Raw genomic sequence first — 17740 nt, forward strand, 5'->3', positions numbered from 1 at the left:
GGAAAATTAGCGATGTATTTTATACCGAAAATTTAAATAGCTTACAAAAAAAATTCATATAAAAATCAAATGGCTGTTTTTAAATAGAATATTCGAAAAATTAAGCTATGCAAAAGTCATGATTTTTTCATGTTTTTATGCTTATGCCTGCTTTTTAGGGCGAATAATTGCCTGAAAAGCAGACAGGATCGGCATCTTAGGTGATGTCCGGACTCAGCTCGCGAATGGCCTGATAATGGGTCAGGAAAATTTTACCGCTTAAATGATTCAGTAATTTAGAGCGTTGCAGTTTGTCCATGACGGGGCCTTTAACTTCGGAAAAATGCAGCTGGATATTCAGTTTTCTCAGTTCATTGTCCAGATCTTCCAGCATTTCCAGCGCACTTAAATCAATGGCACTAATACTGGAACCGTTAATTACCACATGCTCCAGTTCCGGTTTCTGGCTGACTGCATTAATCAGGAAACCTTTTAAGGTATTGGAGTTTAAAAAGGTCAGGTCTTCATCAATCCGGATCGACAGCACTTTGGCCGAGGTGATGACCTGATGACGCTGGATATTACGGAAATGCTGGGTGCCTTCGACCAGTCCAATTTCGGCAATATGCGGCCGGCTAATACGCCACAGCAGCAGAATAAAGGTTGAAACAATCCCGATAATCAGCCCGGTAGAAATATCAATAAATAACACGCCGAAGAAGGTAATCCACATCGCCAGACCATCAGCCTTGGAATAACGCCAAGTGTCGATAAACGGTTTTAGCTCGACCAGTTTCCAGATTGACACAATAATGGTTGCCGCCAGTACAGTCAGTGGCAGATCACGGAAAAAGCCGGTGAAATACAGGCTGACCAGCACAATAAATAAAGATGACAGCACGCCAGCCATGGAGGTTTTGGCACCGGCATCAGCATTGACCACGGTACGTGATAGGCTGCCGGTCACCGGAAAGGCTGAACTGAGGCCGGCCCCAATATTGGCTGCACCCAGGGCAATGAGTTCCTGATTGCTATTCAGCTGGCTACGCTGCTGCAAGGCGGTGGCTTGGGCAATGGATAATGACTCCACAAAGCTGATCATGGCAATCATCGCGGCGCCGGGTAACAGTTGCAGTACCAGCTCCAGATTCCAGAATGGCATCGACAGCGCCGGGAACCCAGATGGAATTTCACCGACGGTTTTAATGCCCACCTGTTGCAGATTGAAAAAATAGACCAGGGCAATGGAGACCACCACCAGTACCAGCGGTAAAGATTTAATGATAAATCCGTTGGCCCCGAGGCGCTGTTTGACTGCTTCCAGATTAAAAAACTTCGGCATGAAGACCAAAAACAGAATGGATGCGATACCAAAGATCAGGCTTTCCCAATGCATCAGGCCGATATATTCAAAGACACTCAGCACAAATTCTGGAATATTGTTGGCTTGTAACGGCACATTAAACAGAAACTTTAACTGGCCCAGTGCAATCAGCAGTGCCGAAGCAATAATAAAGCTTTTAATAACCGGATGGCTGATCAGCTGGATCAGGAAGCCAAAGCGCAGCATACCGAGCAATAGGGAAATGACCCCAACCATCAGCGCCAGCAGACAGGCGGCTTGAATATACACCGGAGAGCCGACTTCAAATAAGGGATTTAAAGTGGCAAAGGTCATCATGGAGATGATGGCCACCGGGCCAATCGAAAGCGTAGGACTGCTGCCGAAAAAGGCATAGATGATCATCGGCAGTACACTGGCATACAGTCCCATCACCGGTGGAAGACCAGCCAGCATGGCATAAGCCATACCTTGCGGCACCAGCATCGCAATGACAATTAGCGAGGCCAGCAGGTCAGATTTCAGGGTCACGGTATTATAATGTTTTAACCATTGCCAGGCGGGTAAACGATCGAGCAGGCGTGACTTAAAATCTGACATATAAAAATCTAAATCATAAATTTAGATATATTATGCATAAAAAATGCTAAGAAATCTGCCTATGCAAAATTTATTAAAGTGGGGTAGCCGGGCAATACAGTCGATAGAGCGTGCTGAGAACTTCAACCAGTTTCGGATCTTTAATGGTGTAATAAATCTGTTTACCGTCTCGGCGGGTGTTCACCACATCACTTTTACGCAACATCATCAGCTGTTGCGACAGGGTCGGCTGGCGAATTTGAGTAATTTCCTCAATTTGCGATACATTCAACTCTTGTTGGGAAAGATGGCAAAGAATCAATAGACGGTCGGTATTGGCAAGCGATTTTAAAATCGTTACGACAGTTTCAGCAGAATCACGCATTACGTCTATTTCAAGACCATCACTCATAGTTAATTTCTCTAAAACACGTTGCTGCTAGTATAGAGCGAGTCGGGGCAAAGCGCTGAATAAAAGCGCCAAAACCCCATTGTTTTTTGTGAATAAATATATCAAATTAACTGATAAGATCGTGTGATTAGTATCACAATAATATCTGAGAATCTGATACTTTATTTTTTACTATACTCTTTAAACTGTTTGATTTCTTTCTCAGAGAACAGCAGCTTATCTGCAATCTGCTGTTGCAGCTCAGGGGCATACCAGCCCAGATAATCTGATATTTCTGTATCAAATTGTGGTTTCAGTTGTAACTGCTGACCTTGCATCTCCAGCAGTCCAAGCTGTTGTAAACTGCCCATAAAGCTCTTTAACGTGGCACTGTCGAAGTAATAACCGCTGTTTAAATTGCCTGACTCTGCCAGCCGTTTAAATACGGTTTTGGCCATTTTTTCCAGCGCTTTTAAATCTAACTGATACGGCTCGGCATATTCCTGCAATAATTGGCTAATCAACACAAAGTTGTTCAGGCTGCTGCGTGCCAGCGTTGCCAGACTGTGCATTGGATGTGTTGATTGGAGTTCAAGCAGCTGAATGTTCTCCGATACCTCAATCCAGCCCAGTTGCTGCATGCTGTCGAGAATACGGTCAATCTGTGCAGGAAGTTCTGTGGCCGACCATTTTAAAAACAGCTCCGATTTCAAGAATGGATATAAGCGGCTGACGTGCTGCTTAAGCTGCGCTGTGGTGATCGCCGGCATATCCTGCACGAGCAGGGCAATCAGTGCCGGTAAGCTTAAGCAGTGCAGAATATTATTGCTAAAGTAGCTGAGTAAAATACGCTGACTCTCGGCCACACGAATCCAGGTCTGGTTATCCTGCTGATAATGCTCAACCTGTTTCAGTTTCAGCGCATATTCAATAATTTCCGGTGCCGACAGCTGGGTGATAATCATGCGATCATCATAATGCGTCGCTTTAAGCAGCTCACGATACTGTTCAATCTGGCGCAGTAAATCATCCTGGCTTAAGGCATGTTGCGGTGCATTCAGCAAGATGGTGGAAATCAGCGAAATCGGGTTAATGACCACCGCTTTATTGATATTTTCCAGAATCTCCCGTGCTGCCTGATCAACCGTGTTGATGACTGGACGTGGCAATTCATCATGAATTGAAAGCTGAATCTGATCGGCCTGATTCTGTTGCAGAATATTGTCCAGGAACACCGGTTCGCCGAAGTTGACATAGACCTGGCCAAATACTTTTTCAATTTTCCGCGCCGAGTTCAAAATGCCCCATAACGATTCAGCTTCTTTGGGCTTGCCATTCAGCTCATTTAAATAAGAGGTACCTTCCATTAGCTTTTCATAGCCAAAATAGGTCGGAATAAAGGCAATCGGTTTGGTGGCACCGCGTAAATGGCTTTGCACCGTCATCGACAGCATGCCTTTTTTCGGTGGCAGCAATAAGCCGGTACGGGAACGGCCACCTTCAATAAAATATTCCAGCGGGGTATTGCGTGACAGCAGGCTGTGCAGATATTCCTTAAATACCGATGTATATAGTGCATTACCGCTAAAGGTACGGCGAATAAAATAGGCACCGCCACCACGTAAAATTTGCCCAACCACCGGTAAATTCAGGTTAATGCCGGCAGCAATATGCGGCACCATCAGGCCACGGTTAAAAATCACATAGGACAGCAGCAGATAGTCAATATGACTGCGATGACACGGCGTATAGACAATTTCATAGTCTTTGGCCAGTTCACGCACGGTATCGAAATGATGCACTTCAATCCCGTCATAGAGCTGGGTCCAGAGTTTGGTCAGTGCCAGCTCGGCAAAGCGTAAAGTCGAATAGGAAAAGTCCGATACAATTTCGGTCAGATAGCTTTTGGCACGGTTTTCTGCCTCAAACATGCTGACTTTTTTATCAATACTTTCTTTACGAATCGCCTGTTGCACCGCCTCGGTTTTCATCAGTTTATTGATCAGGTTGCGGCGGTCGGACAGGTCAGGGCCTAAAATGGCTTCTTTATATTGGTTAAAGTTCTGGTCCAGGGTTTGCACCACAAAATGCGCCGGAGAAAAGTTCGGGCGTTCGGTCTGCGCGGTTTCCAGCAAAGCTCTTAACGATACCGGCTTGTGAAACTCAATATAGTTTTCACGGCCATATAAGGAAATATTCAGGGTTTGTTTCAGCTTGTTCGGTTTGGCCCAGGCATCGGCAAACAGGGCTTTAAACCAGGAATCTTCATATTCCGGCGCACGCCCCCAGAGCACAGTTACCGGCACTAGCTGCACATCCTGATCCGGATGCTGCTGCAAGGCCTCAATTAGACGAATCAGTCGGGCTGAATAATGATAGCTGTCATGCGGATGATCCTGCTCATTCAGTGCCAGCATCGAGTTATCTTCATTGTACTGGCCTAAAATCAGCGGTGAAAATACCGAAGGCAGACCACGTGCTTGCGCTTCTTTATCAATCAGTACGGTATTACTTAAAGAAGCGTCTTGCAGTACATAGCAGATACGGGTATGTAGCTGATTCTGCGCCAGATTCTGTTCCAGTTCGCTGGTGCTGCCCAGGACTTGCGGGGTCACAATCTTATCTAGAATTTTTTGCGTCAGGTTACGATAAATTCGGCTGTAACTCTTGTTAGACATTGCATTCCCTAAATATTTTCATGGGCCGGATGGGCTGTTTTTACAGTAGAACCTGAGGCCGGTGGGCTGACACGGTCGTCAGTCAAGATCAAAATTGAACTAAGTTTACAGCGATTTATAGGCTGGACTGAATAGATTTCATGGGGTGATCACCTAATTTAACGAAAAACTGGCCGTATTTGTGTGAAACTTATTCAGTTTTTATTGTAACCAATCTTAGAGAAATCGAATTTTAAAATTTAAAGAAGCCTGTATGATAGAAGGTGAGGTAAATGAAAAAAGACTTAAGGAAAACATGATGACAACAGATACAGCTTTTACCGCCCCGGACAATTTGGGGATTGCGGTTTATGCCAACAATGCCGAAGCCATTGGCAATACGCCACTGGTGCGCATTAATCGTGTCATTGGCGGGGGAGCCAATGTATTTGCCAAAGTGGAAAGCCGTAATCCGGCATTTTCCGTCAAGTGCCGGATTGGTGCGGCAATGGTGGCCGATGCAGAACAGCGTGGCGCGCTTAAAGCTGGCATGCATATTGTTGAGCCAACCAGCGGCAACACCGGTATTGCGCTGGCTTTTGTAGCAGCAGCCAAAGGTTATCCGATTACTTTAACCATGCCGGCCAGCATGAGTATTGAACGCCGTAAAGTATTAAAAGCGCTGGGCGCCAATCTGGTATTGACCGAACCAGCCAAAGGCATGAAAGGCGCGATTGAAGAAGCCGAGCGTTTGGTGGCGGAGCAACCGGATGTCTACTTCATGCCGCAGCAGTTTGAAAACCCGGCCAACCCGGACATTCATGAAAAAACCACCGGGGTAGAAATCTGGCAAGCCACAGGCGGTCAGGTCGATATTCTGGTTGCCGGCGTGGGCACGGGCGGTACGCTTACCGGTATTTCGCGTTATTTCGAAAAAGTGCAGAACCAGCCGTTGTATTCGGTGGCGGTTGAGCCGGCAGAATCAGCCATTATTGGTCAGGCCAAACGTGGTGAAGCGATTAGCCCGGCACCACACAAAATTCAGGGTATTGGCGCCAACTTTATTCCTAAAAACCTCGATTTAGACCTGGTTGATGAAGTCATTGCCATTCCAAGCCAGGAAGCAATTGATTTTGCGCGTAAGACGGCAACCCAGGAAGGCATTCTGGTTGGAATTTCCAGTGGTGCTGCGATGGCGGCTGCGGCACAGCTGGCTGCACGTCCAGAAAATGCCGGTAAAAATATTGTGGTGATTTTGCCAGATGGTGGCGAGCGCTATTTATCTTCAGTGCTGTTTGAAGATATTTCTGCCGACTAAGTCTGTCGACTGTAAAAATAGCTAAAAAAGCCCGCCATCGTTGCGGGCTTTTTGATTAGACGTGACTTGATGGTAGCGGATAAATACAGCGTTGACTGACCGCAGCACTTTCCACCTCGAGCACATCCAGCGCGTCCCATTTCAACATCTGCTCGGTAAGCCAGATAAAATCCTGCGCTTGCGGCTGGGCTGACGATTCATCCACCAAACTGCGAATAATATTCTGAATAAAATAATAGCGTTCGACATGGACCTGTGCGGAACAAGGAAACTGGATGATGCCGGCCTCATTTAGCATTTGCCAGACTGCTTGTACATCTTCCAGCTGGTGCAATTCGGCTTGCGCGCGCTGAATGGCAGAGGTCATGGCATTTAAGGTATTCGGATGCTGGGCGGCCCATTCTGCGGTTACCGCCAGCACTTTATCGGCCACTTGCGGAATAACCTGCTGACCCGAGAGCAATATTTTAGAATAGCCCTGTAATTCGGCCTGGGTATTCCAGGGTTCGCCAACACAAAAGCCATCAATCTGCTGCTGGGAAATCGCTTCGACCATATACGGTGGTGGCAGCGTACTGAGCTGAATATTTTTTGCCAGGATCGGGTCGGCCAAGGCCAGCCATTCTCTTAAACAGTAATGATGAATCGAGGTGTGAAACACATGCGCCAGTTGTATCGGGCGTTGCTGATGGGCATTTATCAGTTTTGTGGCGATGTGTGCGGCATCATCTTCCGACTGGATGCCCAGTTCAAAACACAGCGATTGACTCAGGCTGATGTAAGCCTGATTGGTACTTAGCACCAGCGGCGTTTGCAGCGGAATCCCCAGTTGGTCGGTGCCGAGCGCCGCCGCAGGTAACATGGCCGACAGACAATGCGCGGCATCCATAAAACCAAAGGCCAGCCGGTCTCTTAAACTGGCCCAGGACGGTTCTTTTAGCAGTTCGACGTTTAGGCCGGCATCGGCAAAAAAGCCGCGCTGTTTGGCCCATAAAATGGCGACGCAGTCGAGCAAAGGAATATAGCCAATCTGAAGTTCGGTTTTTTCTAAGTTATGCATGGCTAATCCTTAAATTGGTTTTGCAGGAGTTGCTGGGCATCGAGCAGGCGCCGTGCCATTTCACCAATGGTCATCCGGTGGCTCATGGCATTTTTGCGTAGCAGGCCAAAGGCATCTTCTTCGCTTAAGGCATGCATCTGCATCAGCAAGACCTTGGCTTTTTCGACATCTTTACGGTCGGCCAGTTTGCCTTTGGTTTCTTCCAGATCGTGCAGCAGCTTTTTGTGTTTTTTAAACTGCTCGATGGAAATTTCCAGAATGCTGTCCAGCTTGGCCGGATCAATCCCATCGACAATATAGGCAGTAACACCGGCATCAATGGCATTTTTGATGGTGTCTTTGTGGCTGTTTTTGGTGAACAGCACGGTCGGTAAATCAAACTGGCTGACGCAGCTTTCAATAATGTCCCGATGCGGATGGTCCATATCCAGCAGAATTACATCGGCATGCAATTGCTGTAAATGGAACATATTGGAATGATTGATAATTAAACAGGCAACCACCTCAAATTCATGCTGAATCAAGGAGGCTTTGATGAACTCTGCGCGCTCGAGATCATCATCAATTAACGCGATTTTCAGTTTTGGCATGCAACTCTCAATAGAGTCTGTACAACGATTGCTTTTAATAATGCAAAGATGGTGCCAAACCCAAATTTATTGAAATAAAACCTTTAAAATCAAAAATTAAATCTGAACTTAACAGGAAGATGCACTTGCATGAAACAAAACGCACCAAGATAAGGCAGCGAGCTTTAAAAAATACAACAGGAGCCTGCCAGAACCGTGAAATCGGGATGCCACTCGCATCTGAATACCTTCACCCAGAATAGATAACCCTCAAAACCCAATAAAAAACAGCAAGCTAATGGGCTTTTCTAAAAAGTTGGCACACTATCTGCATTATTCCAGCTGAGTCAAAGAAGACTCCCAAAATTTGAAAGACGGCCAACGACGTCCGCTCTGTTCGAATCTGTTATGCAGCTATCCGTATAGCAGGTTAACCCACACGTTCAGTTCAGGTAGGAGATGGTCATGTCTTCAAATTTGCAAGCGAATAAAGCGACAAAAATAAGTCTATTTAACTTTAAAACTTCAGCGATGAGAGCCTTCCATATGAGTTGGCTCGCATTTTTTGTCTGTTTCTTTGCCTGGTTTGCCTGCGCACCGTTAATGCCAGTCATTGCCGGCGAGTTCAACCTAACCAAAGATCAGATCGCCAATATCAATATTGCCGCGGTGGCCATCACCATTCTGGTCCGTTTAATTGTCGGGCCGCTGTGTGATAAATACGGCCCGCGCAAAACCTATACCGCCTTGCTAATTATCGGCAGTATTCCGGTGTTTGGGGTGGCAGCTTCCAACAGTTATGAATCCTTCCTGTTTTTCCGTTTGCTGATTGGCGCCATTGGTGCCAGCTTCGTGATTACCCAATATCACACCAGCATCATGTTTGCACCGAATGTGGTGGGAACAGCCAATGCCACTACGGCAGGCTGGGGCAATGCCGGCGGCGGCGCTACCCAGGCACTGATGCCTTTGCTGTTATCTGCCTTGGTCATGTTTGGGGTCGAGCAAGCCATGGGCTGGCGTATTGCCTTGCTGGTACCGGGCATCATGATGATTATTGTCGGCATCCTGTACTGGAAACTGACTCAGGACTGTACCCAAGGCAACTTTAAAGAGTTACGCGAACAGGGCATTCAGGTCGGCAGCGACAAAAAAGGCGGTATGGCGATTCTGCTGCATGCTGCACGTAACTACCGCGTCTGGATTTTATTTGGTGCCTATGCTGCCTGTTTCGGGATTGAAATCTTTATTCACAACATTGTGGCGATGTATTACGTCGAACACTTTAGCTTTGGCCTGAAAGAAGCCGGTATGGCGGCGGGCATCTTCGGTTTGCTGGCCCTGTTTGCCCGTGCATTGGGCGGCATTGTCTCTGACAAGGTGGCACTAAAAAGCGGTCTGGATGGGCGTACCAAAGTGCTGTTTGCCATGATTTTAATGGAAGGCTTGTTCCTGATTCTGTTCTCGCAAATGAACAGTGCCATGCTGGCCATTTTAGTCATGACCATTTTTGCCCTGTTTACTCACATGGCTTGCGGCGCGACCTATGCACTGGTGCCATTTATTGACCGCGATGCACTGGGCGGTGTGGCCGGCATTATTGGTGCCGGTGGGAACGTCGGCGCAGTCGCCGCAGGCTTCCTGTTAAAAGGCGTACTGGATATTCAGACCTGCCTGATGGTTCTGGGCGGACTGGTGGTAATTGCCGCAAGTTTTGTCCTGATGATTCGCTTCTCGGTGGAGCATAAAGAAAAAGAACAACGCCTATTCGAACAGGCCATTGTTGAACGCAATAACGCAGCCTAAGCCAACACAGAATATTATTGAGGAGAACTGTATGAAACTTGTCATGATTGGCCACGGTATGGTCGGCCACAAATTTATCGAATCGGTTTTGGAAACTGCGGGCGATGAAGTTGAAATCACCATTTTGGCAGAAGAACCGCGTTTGGCTTATGATCGCGTACATTTAACTGAATACTTCACCGGCAAGTCTGCCAAAGACCTAAGTCTATGCCGCAGTGACTTCGCCGATGCCTATGGCATTGATCTGCGCCTCAATACCAAAGCCACGGATATTGACCCGGTACATAAACTGGTCACCACCAATCAGGGTGATGTGATTGCCTATGACAAACTGGTACTGGCGACGGGCTCTTATGCCTTTGTGCCACCTATTCCGGGCAATGACCGTGAAAACTGCTTTGTTTACCGCACTATTGAAGATCTGGATGCAATTAAAGCCGCTAGTCTGAATGCCAAATCTGGTGTCGTGATTGGTGGCGGTTTACTTGGTCTGGAAGCAGCCAAAGCCTTAAAAGACCTAAATCTGGAAACCCATGTAGTCGAGTTTGCGCCGCGTCTGATGGCGGTGCAGGTTGATGACCTGGGCGGTAAGGTGCTGCGCAGCAAAATTGAAGATCTGGGCGTGAAAGTCCATACCCAGAAAGCCACCTCCTCAATTGAAGATGGCGCGTCGGCCAAGCATGTGATGAAGTTTGGTGATGGCGCTGAACTGGAAACCGATATCATCCTGTTTTCTGCCGGGATTCGTCCACGTGATGAACTGGCGCGCCAAAGCGGACTCAGCATTGGCGAGCGCGGCGGGATTGTGATTAATGATTACTGTCAGACTTCCAATCCGGATATTTATGCGATTGGGGAATGTGCGCTGTGGCAAAACAAGATTTACGGTCTGGTCGCACCGGGCTATGACATGGCTCGAATTGCCGCCAAGCATGTGATGCAGCAAAACCCGAACTGCTTTGCTGGCGCCGACATGAGCACTAAATTAAAGCTGATGGGTGTGGATGTGGCATCTATTGGTGATGCACATGCCATGACTCCAAATTCACTCAGCTATTTTTATGCCGATGAAGATGCGCTGATCTACAAGAAAATTGTGGTTAATGCGGAAAAAAACCGATTGCTGGGTGCGGTGCTGGTTGGCTGTGCCAAAGAATATAACGATCTACTGCAAATGATGCTGAATGGTCTGGCAGTTCCAGAACAGCCAGAAAGCCTGATCATGCCGGGCTTTGCCGAGTCAGGTGCCAAAGCCGGTGGCAGCGGTGTCGATTTGCTGCCAGACAGCGCCACCATCTGTTCCTGTAATAACGTGTCTAAAGCCGATATCTGCCAGGCGATTGAAGCCGGTTCAACTTCACTCGGTGCACTGAAGAAATGTACCCAGGCCGCAACTGCTTGTGGGGGCTGTGCACCTTTAGTGACTCAGGTATTAAAAGCCGAATTGCAGCGTCAAGGGGTGACGGTCAATAACCATCTTTGTGAACACTTTGCCTATTCGCGTCAGGAACTGTATCACCTGGTGCGTGTGAACGAGATCAAGACTTTTGAAGATTTAATCCAGCAACATGGTCACGGTCTGGGCTGTGATATCTGTAAACCAACTGTGGCCAATATTCTGGCCTCCTGCTGGAATGACTTTGTGCTAAAACCAAGTCATGCCGGCCTGCAAGATAGCAATGACTACTATCTGGGCAATATCCAGAAAGATGGTTCTTATTCGGTGGTCCCACGAATGGCCGGTGGTGAAGTGACTCCAGATGGCCTGATTGCCATTGGCCAGATTGCCAAGGAATACGGCCTGTACACCAAACTGACCGGTGGTCAGCGCGTGGATATGTTTGGGGCGCAGGTACATCAGTTACCGGAAATCTGGCAAAAACTGATTGATGCCGGTTTTGAATCGGGTCATGCCTACGGCAAGTCACTGCGTACCGTGAAATCTTGCGTGGGTAGCACCTGGTGCCGTTATGGCGTGGATGATTCAGTTGGTTTGGCGATTTTCCTGGAAAACCGCTACAAGGGCCTGCGCTCTCCACACAAACTGAAAATGGCGGTATCGGGCTGTACCCGTGAATGTGCCGAAGCACAAAGTAAAGATGTCGGGGTGATTGCCACTGAAAAAGGCTGGAACCTGTATGTTTGCGGCAACGGCGGCATGAAACCGCGTCATGCTGAACTGCTGGCTTCCGATCTGGATACCAGCACCTTAATCAAATACATCGACCGTTTCTTTATGTTCTACATTCAAACCGCAGACCGTTTACAACGTACTTCAGTCTGGCGTGACAACCTCGAAGGCGGGCTGGATTATCTGAAAGATGTGATTGTGCACGATTCCTTAGGTCTGGCCGAAGAACTAGAACGCCGCATGCAGCATGTGGTGGGTACTTATCAGGATGAATGGCGCACCGCGATTGAAGATCCGGAAGTACGCAAACGCTTCAAGACCTTTATCAATGCCAAAGCCGAGCAGCAGCACGATCCGCACATCCAGTTTGCCACCGAGCGTGGGCAGATTCGCCCGAAAACGGCAGCCGAGCGTGATGAAAGCCGGATTCCGGTGATGCAGGCATAACCTTCAAGATCAAGACGCATCTTCTAAAGCAAATCCGCCAGAAAAACCAAATGGGATATGCAGCAGAAGATGCCAAAGCACAGGATAACGATGATGACAATTTTAAAAGATATGAATGAATTGGATTGGGTAGAGGTCTGTCATCTGGAGGAGATTACACCACATACCGGGGTGGCAGCCTTGGTGGAAGGCCAGCAGATTGCAATTTTCCGTGTGGGGCAGGAACAGCGTGTTTATGCCCTGAGTAATCAGGACCCGTTTAGCGGCGCCAATGTGATGTCGCGCGGTATTCTGGGTGATTTGCAAGGTGAGCGTGTGGTGGCATCACCAATCTATAAACAGCATTTCAGTCTGGCCACCGGCCGCTGTCTGGAAGATAAAGACCAGAAATTACTGGTGTTTCCAAGCAAAATTGAACAGGGCCGGGTTTTTGTCAGTCCGACCGCACAAAAAACCTATATCACCAATAATGGCGTGCAACAGGAAAAAATGAAGCTGGTGCTGGTGGGTAATGGTCTGGCGGGCATGCGCTGTCTGGAAGATTTGCTGGATATGGCACCTGATCGTTACGAGATTACCGTGATTGGCGAAGAACCGTGGGGCAACTACAACCGGATTATGCTGTCCCCGGTCTTGGCCGGTGATAAAACGGTGGACGATATCATGCTGCATCCGCATGCCTGGTATGCCGAAAAAGGTATTCAGCTGATTGCCGGTGATGCTGCGGTGAAAATTGATCGTCCACGCAAGCAAGTCTTCACCCAGTCGGGGCAGGTGGTGAATTATGACCGGCTGATTTTAGCCACTGGCTCGCAGCCCTTTATTCCACCAATTCCGGGCACAGAGCTGGACGGTGTGCTCAGCTTCCGCGATATCTATGATGTGAACCGGATGCTGGAATATTGCGAACAGAAACGAAATGCTGTGGTTATTGGTGGTGGTTTACTTGGACTTGAAGCGGCCTATGGTTTGAAACAGCGTGGCATGAACGTTACCGTGCTGCATCTGATGGACCGTATTATGGATCGTCAGCTGGATAGCAAAGCCAGCCTGATGCTGAAAAACAGTATTGAAGAAAAAGGTATTCATGTACTGACCGAAGCCAATACCGAAATGCTGCTTGGTGAAAATGGCCATGTCACACAAGTCCGGCTAAAAGATGGCACGCTGCTCGATGCCGATCTGGTGGTGTTTGCGGTAGGAATCCGTCCGAATATTGCACTGGCGCAAAGTGCCGGCCTGCGCTGTCAGCGTGGGGTGCTGGTCAATGACACCATGCAAAGTTATGACCCGAGTATTTATGCAGTCGGTGAGTGTATCGAACATCGTGGTCAAACTTTTGGTCTGGTGGAACCGCTGTGGGGCCAAGCCTTTATTTGTGCCTCGCATCTGGCAGAACACGGTAGCTTGACCTTTAAGGCACCTACTGTTCCGACCCAGCTCAAAGTCAGTGGTTGTGATGTGTTCTCGGCCGGTAATTTTGAACCGGAAGATGATTTTGAAGACATTGTCCTGAAGGATGAAAAACGTCAGATTTATAAACGCATCATCATCCAGAAAGACAAAGTCATTGGTGCAGTACTGTTTGGTGATACCGAGGATGGTGCATGGTATGCCGAGCTGATTGTAGATCAGACACCAATCACTTCGATTCGGAATAAACTGCTATTTGGTCGGGATTTTGCATTAAAGAAAGCAGGGTAATTAGATCTCTGTAATTAGTACTTCATAAGAAGGATGTCATAGCCTCAAATGGAGTGCTAAAACAACTGTTTACGTGTAGGCACTCCCTTACTTTTGAAAGATCAAAAGTAACAAAAATCTTAGATTCCCATACATTACGTCCTGTAATGATGGGAATCGGTGGCATCCATGCCACCTCACGATAGTGAATGCTTACACAAATTTCGTATTTCAAATAAAGCCAAGATAAAAATCGGAATTACGTGAATTTAGATAATTAAGGAGCACAGCAGCAATGAATAGTATCCCAGTGGTGGAACTGCATAGCTCCACAGAATTAAAAACGATGACTACGCAAACCACCTGTCCTTATTGTGGGGTTGGTTGTGGGGTTAAGGCCCATGTCAGCCATTCACCACAGGGCGTGCAGGTGAAAGTCGAAGGCGATGTACAGCATCCGGCCAACTTTGGCAAACTGTGTATTAAAGGCAGCAATCTGGCCGATACCTTGGGGCTAGAGACACGGGTATTAACCCCAATGCTGGGCCGTAAGGACAACCGTCAGCCAACAGACTGGCAGACTGCCACCACCGAAATTGCGCAAAAATTCCAGCATTGTATTGAGCAATATGGCCCGGAAAGTATTGCTTTTTATGTTTCGGGGCAATTGCTGACCGAAGACTATTATGTGGTCAATAAATTCGTCAAAGGTTATTTGGGCACGGCTAATATTGATACCAACTCGCGGCTGTGTATGTCTTCTGCGGTGGCGGCGCATAAACGGGCCTTTGGTGAAGATCTGGTGCCTGCCAGCTATGCAGATTTTGAACAGACCGAGATGGTGGTGCTGGTCGGTTCCAATACTGCCTGGTGCCATCCGGTTCTGTATCAGCGCATGATGCAGGCCAAAGAACAGCGCAATCTGTTTGTGGTGGTGGTCGACCCACGCTTTACCGCGACCTGTGAAGCGGCCGATTTACATTTGCCGATTATGCTCGGGCAAGATGTGGCGCTGTTTAACGGCTTGCTGCAGTACTTACAGCAAAACGGTCATCAGGACCACAATTTTACCGCTGCCTATACCGAAGGCTTGCAGCAGGCGTTAGAAGCCAGCGCCGCGGAGCAGCAGCTGGAAAATGTGGCAGCGCGTACCGGGATTTCCGCCGAGAAATTACAGCTATTTTTTGAAAAATTTGCCCAGACTGACAAAGTCATGACCCTGTTTTCGATGGGGGTGAACCAGTCTTCACAAGGGGTCAATAAAGCCAACAGTATTATCAATTGTCATCTGTTGACCGGCAAAATTGGCAAGCCGGGCGCAGCACCGTTTTCCATGACCGGACAACCGAATGCCATGGGCGGGCGTGAAGTGGGTGGACTGGCCAATATGCTGGCCGCGCATCTGGATCTGGATCAGCCAGCCCATCAGCAGCTGGTACAACAGTTCTGGAACAGTCCAAAAATTGCCACCCAAGCGGGGTTAAAAGCGGTCGATCTGTTTGAGGCGGTAGAAGCCGGGAAAATCAAGGCACTGTGGATTATGGCCACCAATCCGGTGGTGAGTTTACCCAATGCCGATCAGGTCAAACGCGCCTTGGCGCAGTGTGAATTCGTAGTGGTCTCTGATATCTGTCAGGATACGGATACTACTCAATATGCTGATGTATTACTTCCAGCTTTAGGCTGGGGCGAAAAAGATGGAACTGTCACCAATTCGGAACGCCGTATTTCAAGGCAACATGCCTTTTTAGATGCGCCGGGTGAAGCCAAAGCTGACTGGTGGGCGATCAGTCAGGTGGCCAAGGCCATGGGCTTTCGCGGTTTCGATTATCAGCATGTGCATGAGATTTTTCTGGAACATGCGGCTTTATCGGCCTGTGAAAATGGTCCGGTGACACAGCGTCAGGACTATCCGCTATTTCGCTACTTTAATTTAAGCGGTCTGAGCCAGCTAAGCCTGCAACAGTATGAACAGCTGCAGCCGTTGCAATGGCCAGTATTAACGCCTCAGCAGAATCCACCGGTGGAACAGCTGTTTACCCAGGGACAGTTTAGTTTTCCAAATGGCAAAGCCCGTTTTATTGCCACTCAGGCCATCGACCCGGTACATGGCGCTTGTGAAGATTATCCTCTCATTCTGAATACTGGCCGGATTCGTGACCAGTGGCACACCATGAGCCGTACCGGTTTATCGGCCAATTTAAGCACTCACAAAGCCGAGCCCTATTGTGAAATTCACCCCAATGATGCACTGAAATATGGCCTGAAAGATGGGGAACTGGTGGAGCTGAAATCCCGCTGGGGCAGCTGTGTATTGCGGGTTGAAGTCTCGACTGGTATTCGTCGTGGTCAGCTGTTTGCGCCTATTCACTGGAATGATCAGGTCGCTTCCGATGCGCGAATTGGAAAAGTGGTCAATCCGGTGGTGGATGTCATTTCTGGCGAACCGGAATTTAAACATACCCCGGTCAGCATCCAGCCATTTTATACCGACTGGCAGGGCGTGCTGTATATTCGCCATGGGCATGAAGCGGCAGTTCAGATTACTTTGGCGCAGGTAGCGTGGTGGAGCAAGATTCAGACCGCCAAAGCGGTTCGTTATGAACTGGCCGACCGGAAAAAATTTAAACATACCGCCGCACAGATTAAACAGCTGCTGCAGCTGGAAGATAGCCGCTTTGAATGGCTGCAGCTGGAAGATCCATCGGCATTCATCAGCCATAGTGTGGTGTTACAGGACGGGATTTTAATTGCCAGCCTGTATATTGCGCCCAACGCTTTATTGCCCGATCGGGACTGGGTTGCCAGCCTGTTTAAACGTGAGCGTTTAAGTGCCACGCATCGCAAAGCCTTGCTGGCCGGACAGGCGATGTCGGTACAGAACAATGAAGGACCGCTGGTATGTAGCTGCTTTAAAGTTGGCAAAAACCGCATTATCCAGACCATTCGGGAGCAGCAGTTAAGCCATGAAAAACAGATCACGGCCTGTTTAAAAGCTGGCGGCAATTGTGGCTCATGTTTACCGGAAATCCGTGGGCTGATTAAAGCCTGTCAGATGGAGGAAATGCCATGAATCGCAACTCCACCACCATTCAGATGGATTATCCTGCCACGGATCTGGTCATTCTTGCGGGCGGCCAAGCCCGCCGCATGAATGGCGTGAACAAGCTGCTGCAAAAGTTTGATGATGACATCCAGCTGCTCAAAATCCAGCGGCGCTTTAAAACGGAAATTCAGCAATTGTGGATCAATAGCCATCGTGATCGTTCTATTTACGCCAGATTGCTGCCGCATCTGCATTGTTATCATGATGATGAAGGCGGTTTTTTAGGCCCATTGATGGGCATGAAAAGCGCCTGGGGCCATGTACAGGCCGATTATGTGCTGTTTATTCCCTGTGATGTGACCTATATTCCGCCCGATGTGCTGCCACGGTTGCATCAGCGTCTGGCCAGACAGCCGCAGGCCGACGTGGCCTATGTGATGATGAACGGACAGGCGCTGTATCCATTTTGTCTGATGAAACGCAGCAGTTTGCCCACACTTCGCGCGCATCTTGCACAACATCAGCGCAGTTTAAAGCACTGTTTCGCAGAAATGCATGCTCAGGTGGCAAAATTTAAAAATCGTGCGCTATTTTTTCACAGTATTAACTCGCTGGATGAACTGCAACAGTATCGTCAGCTGAAATTTCTTTAAAAATCATCTCATTTCTTCGCTTCTAGCATGTGCTGGGCAGAATTTAAACACTCTCTTTATTAAAAGCCCAAAGTTGGAA

General features: G+C 48.2%; 11 protein-coding genes. 6 read left to right on the forward strand and 5 right to left on the reverse strand.

Annotated features, from left to right (window positions below):
* Positions 1-196: 196 nt before the first annotated feature.
* From FTU50_RS03975 to plsB, 3 genes are all read right to left on the reverse strand, one after another.
* Positions 197-1921 (reverse strand): SulP family inorganic anion transporter, encoded by a 1725-nt coding sequence (locus FTU50_RS03975; protein WP_180045747.1) that lies wholly within the window; start codon positions 1919-1921, stop codon positions 197-199.
* A 73-nt stretch (positions 1922-1994) separates the two neighbouring features.
* Positions 1995-2312 carry a helix-turn-helix transcriptional regulator gene (locus FTU50_RS03980; RefSeq protein ID WP_005178157.1) on the reverse strand — a complete coding sequence of 106 codons (318 nt, stop codon included), beginning with the start codon at positions 2310-2312 and terminating at the stop codon, positions 1995-1997.
* Between the two features lie 161 nt (positions 2313-2473).
* On the reverse strand, positions 2474-4969 hold the full coding sequence (gene plsB / locus FTU50_RS03985; protein ID WP_180069516.1) for a glycerol-3-phosphate 1-O-acyltransferase PlsB: 2496 nt from the start codon (positions 4967-4969) through the stop codon (positions 2474-2476).
* Between the two features lie 298 nt (positions 4970-5267).
* Here plsB and cysK point away from each other — a divergent pair, with 298 nt between their 5' ends.
* Positions 5268-6266, forward strand: a complete 999-nt coding sequence (gene cysK / locus FTU50_RS03990) for a cysteine synthase A (RefSeq protein ID WP_016658093.1) — start codon at positions 5268-5270, stop codon at positions 6264-6266.
* Positions 6267-6321: 55 nt separating this feature from the next.
* Here the strand turns inward: cysK and FTU50_RS03995 are convergent, their stop codons facing one another.
* Both FTU50_RS03995 and FTU50_RS04000 read right to left on the reverse strand, forming a co-directional pair.
* Positions 6322-7326 (reverse strand): ABC transporter substrate-binding protein, encoded by a 1005-nt coding sequence (locus FTU50_RS03995; protein ID WP_180054425.1) that lies wholly within the window; start codon positions 7324-7326, stop codon positions 6322-6324.
* A 2-nt stretch (positions 7327-7328) separates the two neighbouring features.
* Positions 7329-7916, reverse strand: a complete 588-nt coding sequence (locus tag FTU50_RS04000) for an ANTAR domain-containing response regulator (protein ID WP_005178149.1) — start codon at positions 7914-7916, stop codon at positions 7329-7331.
* Between the two features lie 444 nt (positions 7917-8360).
* On the opposite strand from FTU50_RS04000, the gene FTU50_RS04005 reads away from it, so the two are divergent.
* The 5 genes from FTU50_RS04005 to FTU50_RS04025 all read left to right on the forward strand — a co-directional run bounded on the left by FTU50_RS04005 (position 8361) and on the right by FTU50_RS04025 (position 17661).
* Positions 8361-9701: an MFS transporter gene (locus FTU50_RS04005; RefSeq protein WP_005178146.1), complete on the forward strand. Its 1341-nt coding sequence runs from the start codon at positions 8361-8363 to the stop codon at positions 9699-9701.
* Positions 9702-9732: 31 nt separating this feature from the next.
* Positions 9733-12279 carry a nitrite reductase large subunit NirB gene (gene nirB / locus FTU50_RS04010; RefSeq protein WP_168381796.1) on the forward strand — a complete coding sequence of 849 codons (2547 nt, stop codon included), beginning with the start codon at positions 9733-9735 and terminating at the stop codon, positions 12277-12279.
* A gap of 93 nt (positions 12280-12372) precedes the next feature.
* Positions 12373-13983, forward strand: coding sequence for a nitrite reductase small subunit NirD (gene nirD / locus FTU50_RS04015; protein WP_180054427.1), 1611 nt, complete (start codon positions 12373-12375; stop codon positions 13981-13983).
* A 274-nt stretch (positions 13984-14257) separates the two neighbouring features.
* Positions 14258-17035, forward strand: coding sequence for a nitrate reductase (locus tag FTU50_RS04020; RefSeq protein ID WP_180054429.1), 2778 nt, complete (start codon positions 14258-14260; stop codon positions 17033-17035).
* The gene (locus FTU50_RS04025) at positions 17032-17661 is read left to right on the forward strand and encodes a molybdenum cofactor guanylyltransferase (protein ID WP_180045759.1); all 630 of its coding nucleotides are present in this window, start codon (positions 17032-17034) and stop codon (positions 17659-17661) included. The genes FTU50_RS04020 and FTU50_RS04025 overlap by 4 nt, the downstream gene beginning before the upstream one ends.
* Positions 17662-17740 lie beyond the last annotated feature (79 nt).

It is taken from the genome of Acinetobacter sp. YH12112, assembly GCF_013418945.1.
Taxonomy (GTDB): Bacteria; Pseudomonadota; Gammaproteobacteria; order Pseudomonadales; family Moraxellaceae; genus Acinetobacter; species Acinetobacter indicus.

What these genes read in the sequence shown, in the direction of transcription:
- FTU50_RS04025 (WP_180045759.1), top strand. Translation starts at nt 17,032, where the DNA reads ATGAATCGCAACTCCACCACCATTCAGATGGATTATCCTGCCACGGAT.
- FTU50_RS04005 (WP_005178146.1), top strand. Translation starts at nt 8,361, where the DNA reads ATGTCTTCAAATTTGCAAGCGAATAAAGCGACAAAAATAAGTCTATTT.
- plsB (WP_180069516.1), bottom strand. Translation starts at nt 4,969, where the DNA reads ATGTCTAACAAGAGTTACAGCCGAATTTATCGTAACCTGACGCAAAAA.
- nirD (WP_180054427.1), top strand. Translation starts at nt 12,373, where the DNA reads ATGACAATTTTAAAAGATATGAATGAATTGGATTGGGTAGAGGTCTGT.
- nirB (WP_168381796.1), top strand. Translation starts at nt 9,733, where the DNA reads ATGAAACTTGTCATGATTGGCCACGGTATGGTCGGCCACAAATTTATC.
- FTU50_RS04020 (WP_180054429.1), top strand. Translation starts at nt 14,258, where the DNA reads ATGAATAGTATCCCAGTGGTGGAACTGCATAGCTCCACAGAATTAAAA.
- cysK (WP_016658093.1), top strand. Translation starts at nt 5,268, where the DNA reads ATGACAACAGATACAGCTTTTACCGCCCCGGACAATTTGGGGATTGCG.
- FTU50_RS03975 (WP_180045747.1), bottom strand. Translation starts at nt 1,921, where the DNA reads ATGTCAGATTTTAAGTCACGCCTGCTCGATCGTTTACCCGCCTGGCAA.
- FTU50_RS03980 (WP_005178157.1), bottom strand. Translation starts at nt 2,312, where the DNA reads ATGAGTGATGGTCTTGAAATAGACGTAATGCGTGATTCTGCTGAAACT.
- FTU50_RS03995 (WP_180054425.1), bottom strand. Translation starts at nt 7,326, where the DNA reads ATGCATAACTTAGAAAAAACCGAACTTCAGATTGGCTATATTCCTTTG.
- FTU50_RS04000 (WP_005178149.1), bottom strand. Translation starts at nt 7,916, where the DNA reads ATGCCAAAACTGAAAATCGCGTTAATTGATGATGATCTCGAGCGCGCA.